This window comes from Rhizobium viscosum (genome assembly GCF_014873945.1).
In the GTDB taxonomy this organism is placed as follows: domain Bacteria; phylum Pseudomonadota; class Alphaproteobacteria; order Rhizobiales; family Rhizobiaceae; genus Rhizobium; species Rhizobium viscosum.
On the sequence record NZ_JADBEC010000002.1, the window covers coordinates 194,126 to 210,810 of the forward strand.

Consider the following 16,685-nt stretch of genomic DNA (forward strand, 5'->3'; position numbering starts at 1 on the left):
ATTCTGGTTCTCATTTCAAATGAGAAGCTTGGTTATTTCCTACCATAAAAGGGATCGGGGCCTGGGTCGCGTCCAGCCGCCACGGTGCTCAAACGGCCAAGGTAGTGAGCCCAGCCCTCGGCATGGCCGGCGCATTGTTCTGTATTGGGCAAGCCGGTATGTGTCAGACGCAGGAGCGTTCCATCAGGTTGTTCGATCAGATCGATCTCGACGAGGCTCGACCCCGGCGGCACGACCTCGCTGCCGTCCCAGCCGAAGCTATAGGCCAGCCGATGGACCGGCACTACTTCGCGAAACGATCCGCGCGCGAAACGCGCACCGGTCACGTTGACGAGATAAAGCCCTCCGGGCTGCGGCTCGATATCCGCCTCTGTTCCCATCCAGCGGAGGATCTTTTCCGGATCCGTCAGCAGGGCGAAGACTGCCGCAGGCGGCGCAGAAAGGTGCGTTTCGCGGCGAACGACGAGAGCTTCTTGCATCGCTTTCTCCCGAGTTTGGTCTGCGCCGACCGAGGGGCACGACGCGGTGTCCTCAATTACTTTAGGGGGAAGATCCCTCGCAGCAAGGGCGTCGTGAGTGGTTGTCTTGAGAATTATGGTTGCCGTCACGCGTATACAGATGACGGGCAAATTACGGATTTGCCTTCAGAAAGGCGACTGATCGTCGACTTCGAAGCTCCACAATCCCCAGAAGCGCATCTTTGTTCCGGGGACTTTTCTGTTTGGCGCGGCCAGAAATTCAGCAAGTTCATGCTCGTTCCACACGAGCCCCTCTTCGCCGGCTTTCTTCAAGGCAGGGGAGTAGGCGTAGTCGTCTACGCCTGCTGCCCGCCTTCCCACGACACCCTTCAGAGAGGGGCCAAATGTACTCCTGCTGTCATCGACAATATGGCATGACGAACAGGCCCGGAAAATTCTCGCACCACGATCCGCATCAGCCGCGAAACTATTGCTCGCAAGTGAAGCCGCCGCAATTGCCAATGCGATTGTTTTCAACGTCGTTCTAGGCCTGCGCATCGATCTTCGTGAGTTTGAAGAAGAACCGCCTTTCGTCGTCGCGCACGCACATCATCCCGGCCAGTGTGTCATCGTTCACCCGTCTGAAATGGTCGACGATCGGTTGCTTGTCGTAGATCATTGCAGCGCTTGCGACCTGCTCGAATGCCCGAACTTCCAGGGCAGCTGTCGTGCCCTGTGCGCGGAACGCCTTCTGCAGATGCGAAAACAGGCTTCGGGCAAGGGAGGTCCGTCCCAACGGCGCAAACCTGATTGCAAGCCCGACGGGCACGATGCGTGGATCAATGGCCACGAGCCGCCCCGGAAGCCACTGAAAGAGCAGGGCGTCCGCTCGCATGTCGGGGTGGAAGCGCTTGCCGAACCATCGCAAATTCTCGAGAACGCCGTCCAGTGGATGCCCTGACGGAATGCCGGCGCCTCTCCAAAGCCCGGTCATCTCAATCGGATCGAGAGGTTCGAGCGACCGGAACCAATCCGTCATGTCTTTCTGCAGGTCCGCTTGCACGGTTTCACCTTTTCTTATGATCACGCCAGAAACGACGTGGTGTTTGGCTGCGGAGATTCCGAGGACCAATTCCTTGTCTCTGGCCGGAACTTTAGAAGTCCGTACTGGTTGGATTGAACATAAAGAGCATCAATCGCAAGACAGTGTCCGGCAAAATGGGGGTTCATTGTAGCTTTTTCGCCCCGGCGTTGGCGATATCAATCCGCGTTCATGTGCGAAAAGCTGCCGCGGGATACCCGGCCCGACATACGATTGATCGAACACAATGAGGCCGGTTATGACCAAACTCGACAAGCAACATCGCGAACATTTGGAAGCACCTCCAGACGCCCCGGGAAACAAGGTCGGACACGGTCCGCTTATCAGGGGGTCGAGCGAGCAGGATGCCATAAGGCCAGGCGTCAACGATCCCCGCCTGATGCCGATTGGCAAGCCAGGTATTCGCGTTCGTGAAGGGAAGCGATGACTTCCCCGCAACTCAACGCAGGTTGCGGGAACAGGGAGCGACCCCGATGTGGACTTTGCGGCAAATACCCCTGACCAGGCGCCGGATGCATCGCCTTTCCGGTAAGCCTCTCCTGTTTGGGCTTGTCTTCGGGTTGCTCGTCGCCGCCCCCCATACTGCCATGAGCCAGGTCGGCAGCAGGGAACGGCAACCGGGATGTCAGGCGGATAGCCAGGCGCCAGTCGACACGGATCGGCAGACCGAGAATGAGGGATCGGAAAGCAAAATATCTCGCTGCAAAGGCGTTCTGACGCCTCCGCCGACGGGCGATCGCGGGTTGGTTGAACCGGCCCCTCCTACCGGGGACATGCCGGTCATTCGACCGGGCGACATTCCCCAGCAGGTACCTGCCCCCAAATAACAATAGGCGACAGAGCTCCAATCGTCATCGTCAGATGCCCGATATCTACGGGAACATGTCGTAACGGCCCCGCCGGAAGGACGGTCGTTCTTTGATGCGCTCGAAATAGGCTGCAACCGCCGATAACCCGGGTCGTTCGATGGGGGTGTGAAGCCATCGATTGACCGAAAGGCCGATCACGATGTCGGCCAGCGTGAATTCGTCTCCGGCCACGAAAGATCCTGTCGTCGAGAGGGTCTTCTCCAGGATTTCCATCTTGCCGTTCCAGTCCCTGGCGCTGATGGTGATGACGGAGGGGTCGGAATAGGCGAGGTCCTTGCGCACAAGGCCTTGGAATGCACCGCGCCAGGCACTGTTGAGTTCCGTCGCTTGCCAATCCATCCACCGTTCGACGAGCGCCCGTCTCCATGGGGAGGACGGCAGGAGATCGTCGCGGCCATATCTGGACGCGAGATAACGGCAGATCGTATTCGACTCCCATAAGATGCCGTCATCGCTATCGATGACCGGCACAAGACCATTCGGATTAAGCGCAAGGAATTCCGGTGCGCGGGTCGAGGCAAATCCCGTCCCCCAATCCTCCTGCACGTAGTCGATGCCGATCTCTTCGCAGGTCCAGAGCACCTTGCGAACATTGATGGACGATTGCCTGCCAAGAACTCGAAGGACGCCCATGATCCACTCCTAACCAGTCGGCCTTGGTTATCGAATGAGATCTTGCTTTGCACCACCAAACATGTCGCGGCGACAACAAAGCCGGCACTTATGCTTGCCCGGCAATTTACCGCAGCAATTTCAGGGATCCGGTGAGCGACCTTACCCATTTAGCCGGTCCGGCAAGGCCCAGTCCATCGATCTCCTCATCGCTCAAGTCCCTGTCCGGGAACTGGCGCTGGTAGTCAGTATAGTCGTGCAGTGATCGCGCAAAACCAGGAAACGGTACGATGGCGTGTTCCTCCGGCTGGTTCAGCGCCTTCAGCAGGATCTGTCGGATCGTCAGTCCGTCGGCCTGGAGGATTGGCACCGGTCGATTGGAGACGATATCGGTGGCCCTGCCGGCACGGTCGCTGAGCCTCTCGGCGCCAAGGAGCGGCATCTTGGCGCCTACGCCGATCCCGATGGCGCTGACTGTGTTTGCAATGAGAGCGGGCGGGAGTTTGGGGTCGACGACAATGGCAATGCGGATATCGGATAGCATCTGAAAGACCTGAGATTATGATGGCGACAGCCTAAGCGATCGCAGCAGAACAATCCTGTCTGATATTGCCGTCCTCCGCCGAAATTTGGTAAGATCGACCCGCTTTCTGTAATTTTTGGGTAGATGCTTTCTATGGCGACATTTGAGCCGGTTGAACTGAAAATCCTTTCGAGCCTGCAGACCGAGGGGCGGCTGACAAATCAGGAATTGTCTGAGCGTGTCGGGATGTCGACGTCCCCCTGCTGGCGAAAAGTGCGTCAGCTTGAAGAGACAGGTGTGATCCGAGGTTACAGGGCCGACCTCAACCGGCGCAAACTCGGGCTCGGCGTCCTTGCCTTCATCCGGGTGAAGATTGATAGTCACAACGAGGCAGAGGCGGATTCCTTTGCCGCCGAGGTTGCACGGCTACAGGAAGTCGTTGCCTGCTACAGCATTGCCGGAGACTCGGATTTTCTGTTGCAGGTCGTCTCGGCTGATCTCGATTCCTATGCCGATTTCGCCATGTCGGTCGTGCGGCGTCTGCCGCGCATCAAGGAAATGCAGACTACGTTTGTTCTCAAGGAAATCAAGCCGTTCGAAGGGTTTCCGGTAGGTCTCTAAGAGGCCGATCTGAACCGATAACCGGTAGAATAGCCGTCCAGCAAAAGCTGGACGGCTGATCGTGCTGAAAAGTAGGCCGTCATGGCTTCAATATAGGCTGGATCAAAATAATCACGCTTTAACGAATTCAGTCTGGCGGACGGCGCTTGCGCCAAGCTTTTCGCGACGCACAATAAGTATGACAATTCCGTTTTCTCGGCAAAGCTGCGGTTAGCGAGCAATCTGCCGGCATGCGCGGTAACGCGATCAAGTTCAGAAGCTGGAGCCAAAATTTTAGTTTCAACCCGATTGACCGGATCGGAAGTCTTGCATTAGCTTTATTAAATCAATTTGATTGAATCTAAAAATATCAAGCAAGGGAACCATGGGCGATCATCGGATATGTCGGCCCGTCCAACTTCTACGAGAAAGCCGTCGGCGCAACCGCGATCCCGGCATCTATGCCGGCATGCTCAAGAGCTGATCCCGACCATACGAACGGAAAGAAGCAATCATGCCCAAACCGCGACATCAGGCCCTGCGGCTCGAAACTCTCTGGAACCCGCCAACCGACGGCAAGGATTTCTCTTATGTCCTGCAGCTCAAGAATCTGGCCGCCGAGCCGCTCTCGGGCTTCTCGCTCTGCGTCAGTGGCCCGGGGCGGGTCGATCCCGCTGGACGTGTTGAGGGTGCAACAGTTTCGAGGAGGCTGTCGAACTTCACCGAATTCCAGCCGCCGGAAGGTTTCGTTCTCGGCAAGGGCGAAACCTGGACGATATCAGTCCATGCGTTGAGCTGGCAGTTCCGCCATTGGACGGATGGTGCAACCAGCGCCTACGTCGCTTTTGCCGACGGTAGCACTGTTTCGCTCGGGATCGAACCTACGCGGTCATCTGCAAGCAATGTGCCCCTGAAGCGCGGGGCGGAGAGTTTTCCCGTGCCGGCCGTGGTGCCGGTGCAGGTTTCGATCATTCCTTGGCCCAACCATGTCGCTGTCGCCTCACGGCGACCCCTGCCGGCGGGCTTTACACTGCAGGCCGAAGATGTGGGAGCGAAGGCGGCAGCCGATAGCTTCAAGACACTGGTCGACCATCTCTTCGCCGTTGAGGGTATCATCCGCTCGGCTGCGGAAGGGGCTGTAACTGTCAGCTTGACGAAGTCTGCTGGCCTAGGCCCCGAGGCATACCGGCTGACCTTCGAAGAGGAGGCGATCACCCTCGAAGCAAGCGGCCAAACCGGCTTTCTCTACGGCCTCGTGACCCTCGGCCAGATCTGGCGGGGTGCGCGTCTGCATCCGCAGGCCTTCCAGTTCCCGGCTTCAGGCGAAATTGTTGATGAACCATCGATGGCCTGGCGCGGTCTGCATCTGGATGTTGCTCGTCAGTTTTACGGCGAGGCGGAAATCAAGAAACTGATGGCGGTACTCGCCTGGAACAAACTCAACCGCTTCCACTGGCACCTCTCCGATGACGAAGCCTGGCGCGTGGAGATCGACGCGTACCCGGCATTGACCGAGGTCGGTGCTTGGCGCGGCCACGGTCTTACCCTGCCGCCGCTGCTTGGCTCCAGCCCGGCCCGTACAGGCGGCTACTACACCAAAGCCGCCATTCGCGAGATCGTCGCCTACGCAAAGGAGTTCGGCATCGAAATCGTACCGGAGATCGATATACCAGGCCACTGCTACGCCATGTTGCAGGCGATACCGGAACTGCGCGATCCGCAGGAGGCCGGTAGCTACTATTCCGTTCAGGGCTTCCCCGATAACTGCATCAACCCCGCCCGTGAAAAGACCTATGAGGTGATCGAAACGATCTTCTCGGAACTCATTGAGCTTTTCCCCTTCAAGACCATCCACATCGGCGCCGATGAAGTGCCGCTCGGCGCATGGTCCGGTTCGCCCGAGGCTCTTTTAAAGCTGCGTTCGCTTGCCAGCGACGAGATCGCCGATGCGCATGCCAAGCGCCTGAACGTCATTACCAATACACATGGTGCCGACGACATCCATGGTTCGGGTGCGGCCTTCCTGCAGGCGGAATTCCTGAAGCGCATTCAGAACTTCCTCGCCTCCAAGGGCTGCATCACCGGCGGCTGGGAAGAAGCGGCGCATGGCGACGTCATCGACAAGTCGAAAAGCTATCTCTGCAGCTGGCGCAATGTCGAAGTCGCGGCCGAACTTGCCGATCGTGGCTACGAGATCGTCGTCTGCCCGGGACAGGTCTACTATCTCGACATGGCGCTGCGGCCAGACTGGGATGAGCCCGGTGCCAGCTGGGCCGGCACCTCGGATGCCGAGAAGCTCTACACGTTCGATCCGGTTGGCGGCTGGACGGAAACGCAGAAGCAGAGGCTTCGCGGCATTCAGGCCTGCATTTGGTCCGAACCGATGACCGATCGCGCCGTCTTCGATCGGCTGGTCTTTCCGCGCTTGTCCGCGCTTGCCGAAACGGGCTGGACGAAACCGTCGTCCAAGTCGTGGGAGCGTTTCAGGGCGCTTGCAGGGCTGATGCCGCTGCTCTACGGGCTGCAGCAATCGTAAGCTCAGGTTAGGATTGAGGATCATTTTGCCATCACCGGAGCCGGTGATGGCAAGGGATACAGACATTGCTCTCAAGCTGGGGGCTTGAGCGTCGCAGACACACCAAAGCAAGCCTGCGCCAGCGGTCAGCCCTGCTGATCCGGCGGCGAGGCGGCGCATCCGGGTTCGGCGATACGAATGGGGCGGGTTCCAATAGGGGCGCCGGTCGCGCGATCGATGGTGATGGGATCGATTTCGGTTCCGGTCTCGGCGTCGAAGAAACGCGTGACTTCGCCGCCGCCGCGGTGCTTGCGGCCCCAGGCGCCGATCGCAAACAGAACCGGCAGGAAGTCTCGGCCGGCTTCCGTCAGCACATATTCGTCGCGCGGCGGACGCTCGGAATAGCGGCGTTTTTCCAGCAACCCTTCCTCGGTAAGCGATGACAGCCGACCCGTCAGCATCGTCGGGGCGATGCCGAGGCTTTTTCGAAAATCATCAAAGCGGGTCAGTCCCGCATGGGCATCGCGCATGATCAGCATAGTCCACGCATCGCCCACGAGCGCCAGGCCTCGGGCGATGAGACAAGGCTGGTTCGAAAGATTTTTCATGTCGATATCTTTTTAGTAGTGACTTGCTATCAATTTGATAGTAACAGAATGCGCATAGATGTTCCACGTCAAAACGAAGGCAGATGTCAATGAGCAAAAGAGAACGCGGTATCGCCCTGGTCACCGGGGCTTCCTCCGGCATCGGGCTGGTAACGGCGCAAGCCTTGCTGCGCGACGGTTACCGCGTCTTCGGCACCAGCCGAAAGGCGATGGCCGACACTGCCGACGGCATCACCATGCTGATCTGCGATGTCATCGACGATCAATCCGTTCAGGGCGTCGTTGACGAAGTTCTGAGCCGGGCAGGGCGGATCGATCTTCTCGTCAACAATGCCGGGATCGGCCTGCTTGGCGGCGCCGAGGAGTCGACGACGGCGCAGGCGAAAGCCGTATTCGACGTCAACGTCTTCGGCACCATCAGAATGACGAATGCTGTGCTCCCGATGATGCGGCGGCAGGGCAAGGGGCGGATCATCAATCTCAGCTCGATCCTCGGGCTGATCCCGGCCCCCTTCAACGCGCTCTACGCAGCGACCAAGCACGCGATCGAAGGCTATTCGGAATCTCTCGATCACGAAGTGCGGACGCAAGGCATCCGCGTCGTGCTCGTCGAACCTGGTGTCACCCGCACATCCTTCGAAGAGAACATTACGCGCCCGGACCAGCCGCTTGCCGTCTACGATGCGGTGCGCGCCGGTGCGGAGAAGCTGATGCGCGAGGTCGTTTCGAAGGGCGATGCGCCCGAGGTGGTCGCCGCAACCGTCGTCAAGGCAGCCAATGTGACATCACCCAAGAGACGCTATACGGCCGGGAAAGCAGCAGGACAGGTGCGTTTCATCCGTCGCTTCCTGCCCGAGTCCTTCGTCGACAAGAGCCTCCGGAAATTCAATAGGCTTCCCGTTTGAGCTTGCCTCACCGCATTTCCGGCGCAGGACAGAAACGAAAGTTCGTCCCCCGAAAGCATTCCGGATCAATCGCTGGAAGAAGGGCGGCGCCCTCAAGGCTGCCGTCCCGTTCCGCCCGGAGCGAACAGACGTTTCTCGAGTGAAGGGGCTTCACTGTCGCTGCCGATAGGCAGAGGGGGTGACGCCTGTGCCCAACTTAAATGCCCGTGTCATGTGGCTCTGGCTGCTGAAGCCGCAGACCGAAGCGATCTGCGCTATCGGCTCCATGCCGCGCAGCATCGATTTGGCGCGCTCGACACGCCGGTGGGCGACCCAGCCATGCGGGGACACACCGTAGCTTGCCCGGAACATCCGTTGGAAATGAAACGCGCTGAGTTGCCCGATCGCCGCCAGATCCTGCAAGCGGATTGTCTCACCGAGATGGGCCTCGATATACTCCAGACTCCGCCGCCGCACATGAGGAGCGAGCCCGCCGCTAATTGCGCGGGGACGCATCCCTCCATAATGCGGATCAACGAAGAAATCGTTGATCGCCTGCGTCATCGCTTCTTCAGCCAGCAGATGACCGCCCGCCAACATTGCTTCCGTCATCTGCCGAAGCGTATGCGCCAGGGTGGGTGCATCTGCGAAGGTCACTTCGGGAAGAGCCATAAGCCGCGCATCGCGGTCAAACGTCTCAGCATACATCCGGCGCATCTGATCGTCGGGAACATAAAGATGGACGAATTCGAAGAAGTCAGTGATTTCCCATTCGGACGAGTGCCCCTGTGGCATGATGCACAGCACTCCCGGACGGCCGCGCGCGCCGAATCTGCCATCCAGACGACGCGTTCCGGCGCCGCCATTGAGATAAAGACTGAACGTATGACCGTTCGGCCGCTCATAGCTCATTCTGTCGTGTGCATTGCTCCAGATGGCAGCGGATCTCCCGAAACCCAAATCAATGGACTTCGACATTCGCGCATTGGGAGATGCGGACAAAAACCTGAAAACCGAGAGGCGGCTATCTTTCACCAATTCTTTCCCACCTAGTCACGCTTTGCGAACAATAAAGGTGGACGACCCGCATGGCGAGCAGGAAGTCCGGGCAAAGTCGATTTCATAGCAAGAATATGCAAGAGATTTGCTCACGGTTCGCCTACTCGTCGAGAAAACGAGGATCATTCCATGGCAAATGCTGCTCTCTTCATCGCGACCGTCCTGATATGGGGGACGACTTGGATCGCCATTGCGATGCAGGTCGGTCCCGTGCCGGTCTTGGTCTCGGTCTTTTACAGATTTGCGGTCGCAGCAGTGATCCTCGTCGCCATCCTGGCTGTCATGCGGCGGCTCAAGCTCCCCGCCTTGCGCGATCAACCTTTCATCCTTGCGCAAGCGCTCTGCCTGTTCAGCCTCAATTTCATCTGTTTCTACAACGCCGCCGCCTCTATCCCGTCCGGACTCATCTCCGTGATCTTCTCGCTCGCGACGATCTACAATGCCGTCAATGCGCGCCTCTTTTTCGGTGACCGCATCACAGGCCGTACGCTGCTTGCCGCAGCGCTCGGAGCAACCGGCCTCCTTCTGCTTTTCGGAGAGGACGTTGTCGTCGACTTCGATATGGACACGCTGAAAGGGATCGGGCTTGCAGCGCTTGGCACGCTGTTCTTCTCGCTGGGCAATATGGCATCGCGTCGAAACAGTGCGGTCGGAATCTCGCCGCTGACCGCCAATGCCTGGGGCATGACCTATGGCACGATCGTCCTGCTCTTGCTGATTGCCGTGACGCAAACGCCGATCGTGGCGCCGCCCAACATCAGCTATTTTGTCGCCCTGCTCTATCTCGCGGCAATCGGATCGGTAATCGGCTTCACCACCTATCTCATGCTGGTGTCCCGCATCGGCTCCTCACGCGCTGCCTATGCCACCGTCCTGTTCCCAATCGTCGCCCTGTCGTTGTCGACGGTCTTCGAGGGCTACCACTGGAGCGGTCCAGGTCTGATCGGCCTAGCGTTGACGCTTCTCGGGAACGTGGTCATCTTTGCACGACCTCTGGCCCGTCGCTCGCCGCAGGCAGATGCAAGGCTGCCGGCAGGCGGATGAGGGCCGGTGTCGGCAATCTTCCTAGCCGAGCGGCTTTTGCAGAACGTCGAAGCGTGGATTGGTCTCGGAAAAGATCGGCAGGGCCGCGGCGCCGAGGATCGCCGTATCCTTGCCGGTCATGCCGATCATGACGCGGGGCACCGTCCGCTTCTGGTTGGGGTCGATCGGAATGTGCAGCGGCTCCAGCCGCTCGGCGAGCCGCTGCATCAGCGATGTCGATATGCTGCCTCCGAGCACGATGGTCTGCGGATCGAAGGCCAGTTCCAGAAAATCGATGGTCTGCCGCAGCGGCTGGACCGCCTGATCCAGCCAGGCGTCCAGACCTTCGCCACCTTTGGCGATCAGGGCGTCGAGTTCATCCGGCAAAAGCTCTTCAGCATTCGCAATGCCCATGAATTCATAGGCGACAGTCGGCGACACGTAGCGATCGAGGCACCCGCGCTTGCCGCAGCTGCAGAGCCGGCCATGCGGCTCGACGATGATGTGGCCGATCTCGCCGGCATTGTGCCGGCTGCCCTTGTAGAGGTGTCCATCGAGAAACATCCCGGCGCCAATGCCGCCGCCACCCGCAAGGAAGAGATAGACGAAGCTGCTAAAGCCGCGGGCGACACCATGCAGGCGCTCGCCGATGGCAGCCGCCGTGGCGTCATTCTCGACAAGCACCGGCACCTTCACACGCCGTTCCAGCTCATAGCCGACCGGAAAGTCCTGCCAGCCGGGCAGGTTCTGCGGACTGAGCGACGTGACGCCTCCCTCCGCATAGCGGCCGGGCAGGGCCATGCCGACACCGAGCAGCCTGTTGCGGTCGAAGGAAAATGCTTGCTGCAGATCCTCGACAATAGCACCGAGCACCGGCATCGCCTGTTCGGGATCCGGATGTTCGACATGGCGTTCGATGCGCGCGCAGACGGCGCCCGAGAGATCGGTCAGTACACCGCTGGCGCGCTGGCGGCCAAGTTCGAGGCCGATGGAATAGGCACCGTGCGGGTTGATCGAATAGGGAATGATCGGCTGGCCACGCGCAAGCTTCTGTGCTTTCGCAGGCACCAGCAGGTGGGAACGCTGCAGTTCCTCGACGATGTTCGAGACCGTCTGCGCCGTCAGCGCCGTCATGCGGGCGATCGCGGCGCGCGACAGCGGACCGTTGGTGCGGATAGCCTCAATCACGACACGCCTGTTGTGTGACTTGGCCTGCTCGAGGTTGGTGCCTGAAATAGCCTTCATGGTGTCTTTTATAGGAGTTGAATATCACCATTGCCACAAGACGATCATGCGGGGAAGGGGAGAAGTGTGCAGTCTTTTCAATGTGATCGCGACGACAGTTGATATCGATTGTTCCGCCGGTTCTTAAAGTATCACTTTAACGGCGGTGTCGCTGGGATCGATGCTGTTGACGGTGCCGGACAGGGCATCGAATTCCTCGGAATGATAAGAGATTTGTCGTGGAAATCGTCTGCCAGGATCGACGGCGCCAGGATGAAGTTCTATGGCAGGCGGAATGCCTAACCAATTGAGGCGAATCATGAATTTGCACATCAGCCGCACCGCAGGAAACACAGTGCTCTTCGGCGTGCTTCTGATGCTTCTCGGTGATCTCCTGTTTTCCCTGAATGACGCCATGGGCAAATGGCTGGTGGCGAGCTTTGCGGTCGGTCAGGTCCTGGTGATCCGTTCGTTTGGCTCCTTTCTGATCCTTGCGCCCATGATTGCCAGGCAAGGACCTCGCACGCTGTTTCAGGTCGAGCGCGTGCCCTTGCAGATCCTGCGGGTGATCCTGACGACAGGGGATGTCGCGTTATTCTATGCCGCGGTCGCCTACCTCCCGCTTGCCGACGTGATGACCTTCTACATGGCCGGGCCTATCTATGTCGCCGCCCTCTCGCATTTCTTCCTCGGCGAAACGATCGGCTGGCGCCGCTGGCTCGCCGTCATCGTAGGTTTTATCGGTGTCGTGATAGCGCTGAGGCCCTCGACGGCCATGTTGTCCTGGCCCTCGATCTTCGGCCTGATCGGCAGCCTTTCCTTCGCGCTGACATTGATCCTCGGCCGCCGGTTGCGACAAACGAGCGATGCCACGCTTGTGACATGGCAGACGGTCGGCGCCCTCGTCACCGGCCTAATCCTGAGCATTGGCGATTGGCGGGCCATGTCCGTCCTCAACTTCGTCGCGATGCTGGCGCTGGGCATTGTCGCAGGCAGTGCGCATCTGATGATCACGCGTGCCCTGAAGCTCGCCCCTGCCTCCCTGCTTGCGCCGCTCCAATACAGCCTGCTGCTCTGGGCAATCGTGCTGGGCTATATTTTCTTCGACGAATTGCCGGACAGCCAGATTCTGATCGGCTCCGCCATCATTGTTCTCGCAGGCCTCTTCATCTTTCATCGCAAGAACATCGTGGACGTCACGCCCAAAGCCGACGTTCCGCCCGATGGTCATTAGACGTCATGCGGCCTTGTCGTGATTTCACCGCTGGGAAAGTGTCCACGCTCATCGCTCTCACACATTGAGCTCAGTTTCGCATCCACCTCGGTCAGTAGCTTCAGATGACGTCGTGACGGCAGGGTCTCTTCCGGACCTTCAACAGGCGAAAGGATAATTTTCTCGTCGAATTTCGATTGTTTCAATTGCTGCGTGTCACGCGCCGTTCCCGGCTTGAGAGCATGGCGTTGCTTCATGACAAGCAGGCCGGCTTGCCACACCAAGCTCAGCATGAAACGCGGGTTTTGAAGAATCGCCCAAGCGGTGGCGATTGATAGAGGCAGGTTTTTTGCCTTTCTGTATTGCCGGAATGCATATTTTTGAGTCAGCGCAATAGCGCTTCTGGCTGCGTGTCTCGGAAGCTGCGGATTTGCGGCGATCGAGCGCTTGATCACCTCCAAAAGACCTTGACCCATTCGCGTGTAATTGGACGACATGTTGCCGGGATATTTTCTGTATCCCACCAGACGTTCGGGAACGACTTCCATGCAATAACGCGCGGCAAGCCTGAGCTCGAAATCGATGTCTTCGCAGCCTCCAATACCTTCTGCTGCGTATGAGCTATCAAACCCGCCGATCTCAAGCGCGACGTCCCGTCGGACGAGAAGCGCGCTTCCGTTACCTATATATTTGAAATTCAGATGCCGGGCATAGATGTAACCCCTTGCGATTTTGGATCCGCCGAGCCCAACGATTTCGTCGTCCTCATCGATGATGTAATGCAGCACATAGACCGCCGCCCATTGCGGGGATAAGCGATTGAGAGCGTTTACCTGCTTCTCGATTTTCGTCGAGTGCCAGAGATCGTCGGCGTCGAGGAATGCCACAAATCTGCCCGATGACGCGTCGATTCCCGTATTTCTTGCGGCAGCGACACCGCGGTTTGGTGTGGACACGAGGCGGATCCGTGAATCGGTTATCGCCATCTGCTCGACCAGTTGTGCCGTGTCGTCGGTGGAGCCGTCATTGACAACAATGATCTCCAGGGCGGTATAGGTCTGGCGCATGGCTGACCGAAGCGTGCGTTCAATATACGTCGATGCGTTGAAGGCTGGAATGATTACCGAAACCAAGGGCTGGGTGGAATAAAAAGCGTCGCCTTGATCCATTGATTATTCCTTATACTACTGACGGGACGAGACAGATCTGATGCTTCATCAGGCTGGCGACAGATGATCGGTGGGTGACAATAATCAGTGTTCGGCTCTGGTATTCCCTAAGCAGAAGGGAAAGCACCCGCGCTTCGGTCGCCTCGTCGAGCGCGTTGGTGGCTTCGTCGAGGAGCAGTATCTCAGGTCTGCCGGCGAGTGCACGCGCCAGGCCAATGCGCTGTCGCTGACCGCCCGAAAGCCTTATCGCCTCATCGCCCAGCCATTCGTCGAAGCCGGAAGGCAGCTTCTCGATGAACTCAGTCGCGCAAGCCACATCTGCGGACCAACGGACATCCTCCTCGGAAATTTCACGGCGAAACCGGATGTTGTCGAGGACAGTGCCTTCCATCAATTCGACGTCCTGGCCGGAGACTGAGAGTAGCCGCAGCCAGCTCGATCGTTCGATGGTCGAGAGATCCCTGCCGTCAAAGGTTATGCGGCCCTCAGTCGGCTGGATGAGATGGAGCAGCATGTTGAGGATCGTTGTCTTGCCGGAGCCGCTTGGCCCGGTCAGCGCTGTCGTCTCGCCTGTCCTGATGGAGAAGCCGACATGGCTGACGGCGGGAATGCTGCTGCCTTCATAAGAGAAGGAAACATCATGGAAAACGATCTCCTTTTGCAGATGTTCGAGCTTTTCTCCGCAGGCAACCTGTCTGGCATCGTCCGCCTCGGAAATTATCGCCAGAACGTTCTGTAAAGGTGCCTCCAAGGCATGCAGGGCAAGGATCTGGGAATCGAACTCCTTGATATACGGTTGAAGCCTGTAAAGCAGGATTGTTGCCGACAACGCTGCGCGGAAGTCTACCGGTAGAAACTGCGAAGACAGAATGATCGTCAGGATCACGCCGAATGTCAGCACCTCGCTCAAGAGTGACGTTGCGGCACCCATCTGGTCGGAACGGGACCAGGTTTTCCCGACATCCGTGGAGAGAGCGTCGAATATGTTTTCGTGGCGCTTTTCCAGGCCGAAGCTCTTCACTGCCTTCACGGTCTGCAATGTGGTCCAGGTTAGCTGTGTCAGGTCCTCTATCGCCGAAACGGCGGCCGCGCCTGTGCGTCGGTAGGCCTCGGCAAACAGGCCGAGGGCAAAGTTATGGACAACACCGAAAATAAGTCCGAGCACGGCGATCGGCCATGCCATCACCAGCATTCCGGCGCCGAAGATGACGATCGTCCCGAGGTTGATCCCGAGGCGAACCAGGCTCGCGTGAGCCGAAGCGACGGCATAGGATTCCGTCGCGATCACGTTCATGAGGTCGCTGCGTTCGTAGTGCTGAAAGCGCTGAAATGGGATCGTCAGGATTTTTGAATAAAGACGATGCCGGATGCTGCCGCTGATTTGATGGCTGACGACGCTCGCGATGATCGAATTGGCGAAACCCAGAACGATCCTCAGGATGATCGCGCAGATGAGGATGGTGACCAGCATCGATTTCGATATCGCGGCCTCGAAGCTGCCGAAAAATGCAGGAAGCCCGGGGATCGCAGCGCTAGAAGAGCCCTGCTGGCCGAGAACGAAAACGAGGCTCACCAGGAAAGTGATACCGACCATTTCCATCAGGCCGCTGAGGATGCCGATCACAACCATGACCGAGGTTTTCAGTCGTAGCGAAGGCACGAGTTTCAGAAGCTCGCGGAAACGGGCTGCGACCACCAGATTGAAGGCGCCCGTCGGCTTGGTGGAAACGGATTTTTGCAGGGTCGTCATGCATCACCCCCGCGTGGTTTTATCAACACGCCGGTCCGACCAACGGCCGCCGCTTCAAAACGGTCATGGAATGACGTGCCATTCTCGGGGAGGGCGATAGCGGTCATTGTCTCCTGGGTCTGTGTGGCAGGCGGTTTTCCGATTACGCGTTTTGCCAATCGTCGTGCCCGGCCCTTGACTGAGCGCCAGACAAGACCGGCGCCATGAATGGCGAGCCTCAGAGGGAAGCGCCCAGCCATCATCGGCGCCAGCTTCTTGACCTGATCATGATCTTTGCTGGAAAGCGCCTTGCGGAAATACCACCGTGCCGTATCAAATTCCGCAGTGGTAGCGGCAGCGGCAAGATGCGGGTAGCGTTTTTTGATCTCTGCCATCACCAGGGCGTGAGATCTGAGCATGCGACAGGCATTGCTCGACATGTTTCCCCGAGTAAAACGGTATCCCGTCAGAAAATCAGGGACCGGAGCGAAAGGCAGCCTTTCGGCCAGCGCCAGATAGAGCTTGTGGTCTTCACATCCCTCAGCCTTTTGATCGCGCAGCGATGGATCGTAGCCACCACATGCCACGACATCCGTACGCGGCATGAGCGGCGTGCTGCCGTTGCCGATAAAATTTTCCCGAACCATGATTTCGAAGACGTCGCCCTTGTACAGCACGGGTTTCGAATGGGCGAAAATCACGTCATTTCCGTCGATGGCCACGTACCAGTTGTAGGCAACCCCACGCCCGTCGGGAAGGCTTGCAAGCGCTCGCAGCTGCAATTCGATTTTGCGTGGATGCCAAAGATCGTCAGCATCGATCGGGGCAATGTAGCTGCCGGCCGCTTCGCGGATTGCGTAGTTGCGGGCGCGAGCCACACCGCCGTTTTCTTGTCTCAGGACCCTGATGCGTGAATCTTGGAGGCGATAGTCGTTTGCCAGTTCGTACGTTCCGTCCTGCGAACCGTCGTCGACCACGAGGATTTCAAGGTGTTCATGGGTCTGGTTCGAGACGCTGCGAAGTGTATCCGCGAGTGTTTTCGCGGCGTTGTAGGCGGGAATGATAACCGTGACCAAGGGAAGCAGATCGACGTTCAT

At 58.5% G+C, this 16,685-nt stretch carries 16 protein-coding genes and 1 pseudogene; 6 read left to right on the forward strand and 11 right to left on the reverse strand.

The window, feature by feature from the left end:
* Positions 1-32: 32 nt before the first annotated feature.
* The 5 genes from H4W29_RS21905 to H4W29_RS21925 form a co-directional block, all read right to left on the reverse strand.
* Complete coding sequence (locus H4W29_RS21905) at positions 33-479, reverse strand: SRPBCC family protein (RefSeq protein WP_192730983.1); 447 nt, start codon at positions 477-479, stop codon at positions 33-35.
* Positions 480-644: 165 nt separating this feature from the next.
* Positions 645-995, reverse strand: coding sequence for a c-type cytochrome (locus H4W29_RS21910; RefSeq protein ID WP_246517405.1), 351 nt, complete (start codon positions 993-995; stop codon positions 645-647).
* 7 nt (positions 996-1,002) lie between these two features.
* Positions 1,003-1,497, reverse strand: a complete 495-nt coding sequence (locus H4W29_RS21915; protein WP_192730984.1) for a DUF4334 domain-containing protein — start codon at positions 1,495-1,497, stop codon at positions 1,003-1,005.
* Between the two features lie 935 nt (positions 1,498-2,432).
* Positions 2,433-3,062 (reverse strand): glutathione S-transferase family protein, encoded by a 630-nt coding sequence (locus tag H4W29_RS21920; RefSeq protein ID WP_192730985.1) that lies wholly within the window; start codon positions 3,060-3,062, stop codon positions 2,433-2,435.
* 106 nt (positions 3,063-3,168) lie between these two features.
* Complete coding sequence (locus tag H4W29_RS21925) at positions 3,169-3,585, reverse strand: DUF2000 domain-containing protein (RefSeq protein WP_192730986.1); 417 nt, start codon at positions 3,583-3,585, stop codon at positions 3,169-3,171.
* 132 nt (positions 3,586-3,717) lie between these two features.
* Here H4W29_RS21925 and H4W29_RS21930 point away from each other — a divergent pair, with 132 nt between their 5' ends.
* From H4W29_RS21930 to H4W29_RS21935, 3 genes and pseudogenes are all read left to right on the forward strand, one after another.
* Positions 3,718-4,185: an Lrp/AsnC family transcriptional regulator gene (locus tag H4W29_RS21930; protein ID WP_192730987.1), complete on the forward strand. Its 468-nt coding sequence runs from the start codon at positions 3,718-3,720 to the stop codon at positions 4,183-4,185.
* A 365-nt stretch (positions 4,186-4,550) separates the two neighbouring features.
* Positions 4,551-4,648: pseudogene (locus H4W29_RS34745) on the forward strand (GNAT family N-acetyltransferase); the annotation flags it as partial.
* Between the two features lie 30 nt (positions 4,649-4,678).
* Positions 4,679-6,700: a beta-N-acetylhexosaminidase gene (locus H4W29_RS21935; RefSeq protein ID WP_192730988.1), complete on the forward strand. Its 2,022-nt coding sequence runs from the start codon at positions 4,679-4,681 to the stop codon at positions 6,698-6,700.
* Between the two features lie 125 nt (positions 6,701-6,825).
* On the opposite strand, the gene H4W29_RS21940 is transcribed toward H4W29_RS21935, so the two are convergent.
* Entirely contained in the window at positions 6,826-7,287 is a 462-nt protein-coding gene (locus tag H4W29_RS21940; protein WP_192730989.1) for a winged helix-turn-helix transcriptional regulator, read from the reverse strand.
* A gap of 89 nt (positions 7,288-7,376) precedes the next feature.
* Here H4W29_RS21940 and H4W29_RS21945 point away from each other — a divergent pair, with 89 nt between their 5' ends.
* A complete protein-coding gene (locus H4W29_RS21945) occupies positions 7,377-8,192 on the forward strand; it encodes an oxidoreductase (RefSeq protein WP_192730990.1) in 816 nt (271 codons plus the stop codon).
* A 150-nt stretch (positions 8,193-8,342) separates the two neighbouring features.
* Here the strand turns inward: H4W29_RS21945 and H4W29_RS21950 are convergent, their stop codons facing one another.
* Positions 8,343-9,206 carry a helix-turn-helix domain-containing protein gene (locus H4W29_RS21950; protein WP_486374912.1) on the reverse strand — a complete coding sequence of 288 codons (864 nt, stop codon included), beginning with the start codon at positions 9,204-9,206 and terminating at the stop codon, positions 8,343-8,345.
* A 153-nt stretch (positions 9,207-9,359) separates the two neighbouring features.
* On the opposite strand from H4W29_RS21950, the gene H4W29_RS21955 reads away from it, so the two are divergent.
* Complete coding sequence (locus tag H4W29_RS21955) at positions 9,360-10,274, forward strand: DMT family transporter (RefSeq protein WP_192730991.1); 915 nt, start codon at positions 9,360-9,362, stop codon at positions 10,272-10,274.
* A 21-nt stretch (positions 10,275-10,295) separates the two neighbouring features.
* On the opposite strand, the gene H4W29_RS21960 is transcribed toward H4W29_RS21955, so the two are convergent.
* A complete protein-coding gene (locus H4W29_RS21960) occupies positions 10,296-11,498 on the reverse strand; it encodes an ROK family transcriptional regulator (protein WP_192730992.1) in 1,203 nt (400 codons plus the stop codon).
* Positions 11,499-11,796: 298 nt separating this feature from the next.
* Between H4W29_RS21960 and H4W29_RS21965 the strand changes: the two genes are divergently transcribed.
* Positions 11,797-12,711, forward strand: a complete 915-nt coding sequence (locus H4W29_RS21965; protein WP_192730993.1) for a DMT family transporter — start codon at positions 11,797-11,799, stop codon at positions 12,709-12,711.
* Here the strand turns inward: H4W29_RS21965 and H4W29_RS21970 are convergent.
* From H4W29_RS21970 to H4W29_RS21980, 3 genes are read right to left on the reverse strand one after another with little or no spacing between them, the layout of a single operon-like run.
* Positions 12,708-13,859 (reverse strand): glycosyltransferase family 2 protein, encoded by a 1,152-nt coding sequence (locus H4W29_RS21970; RefSeq protein WP_192730994.1) that lies wholly within the window; start codon positions 13,857-13,859, stop codon positions 12,708-12,710. The genes H4W29_RS21965 and H4W29_RS21970 overlap by 4 nt on opposite strands.
* A 10-nt stretch (positions 13,860-13,869) precedes the next feature.
* Positions 13,870-15,609, reverse strand: coding sequence for an ABC transporter ATP-binding protein (locus H4W29_RS21975; RefSeq protein ID WP_192730995.1), 1,740 nt, complete (start codon positions 15,607-15,609; stop codon positions 13,870-13,872).
* Entirely contained in the window at positions 15,606-16,685 is a 1,080-nt protein-coding gene (locus H4W29_RS21980) for a glycosyltransferase family 2 protein (RefSeq protein WP_192730996.1), read from the reverse strand. Before H4W29_RS21980 ends, H4W29_RS21975 begins: the two co-directional genes overlap by 4 nt.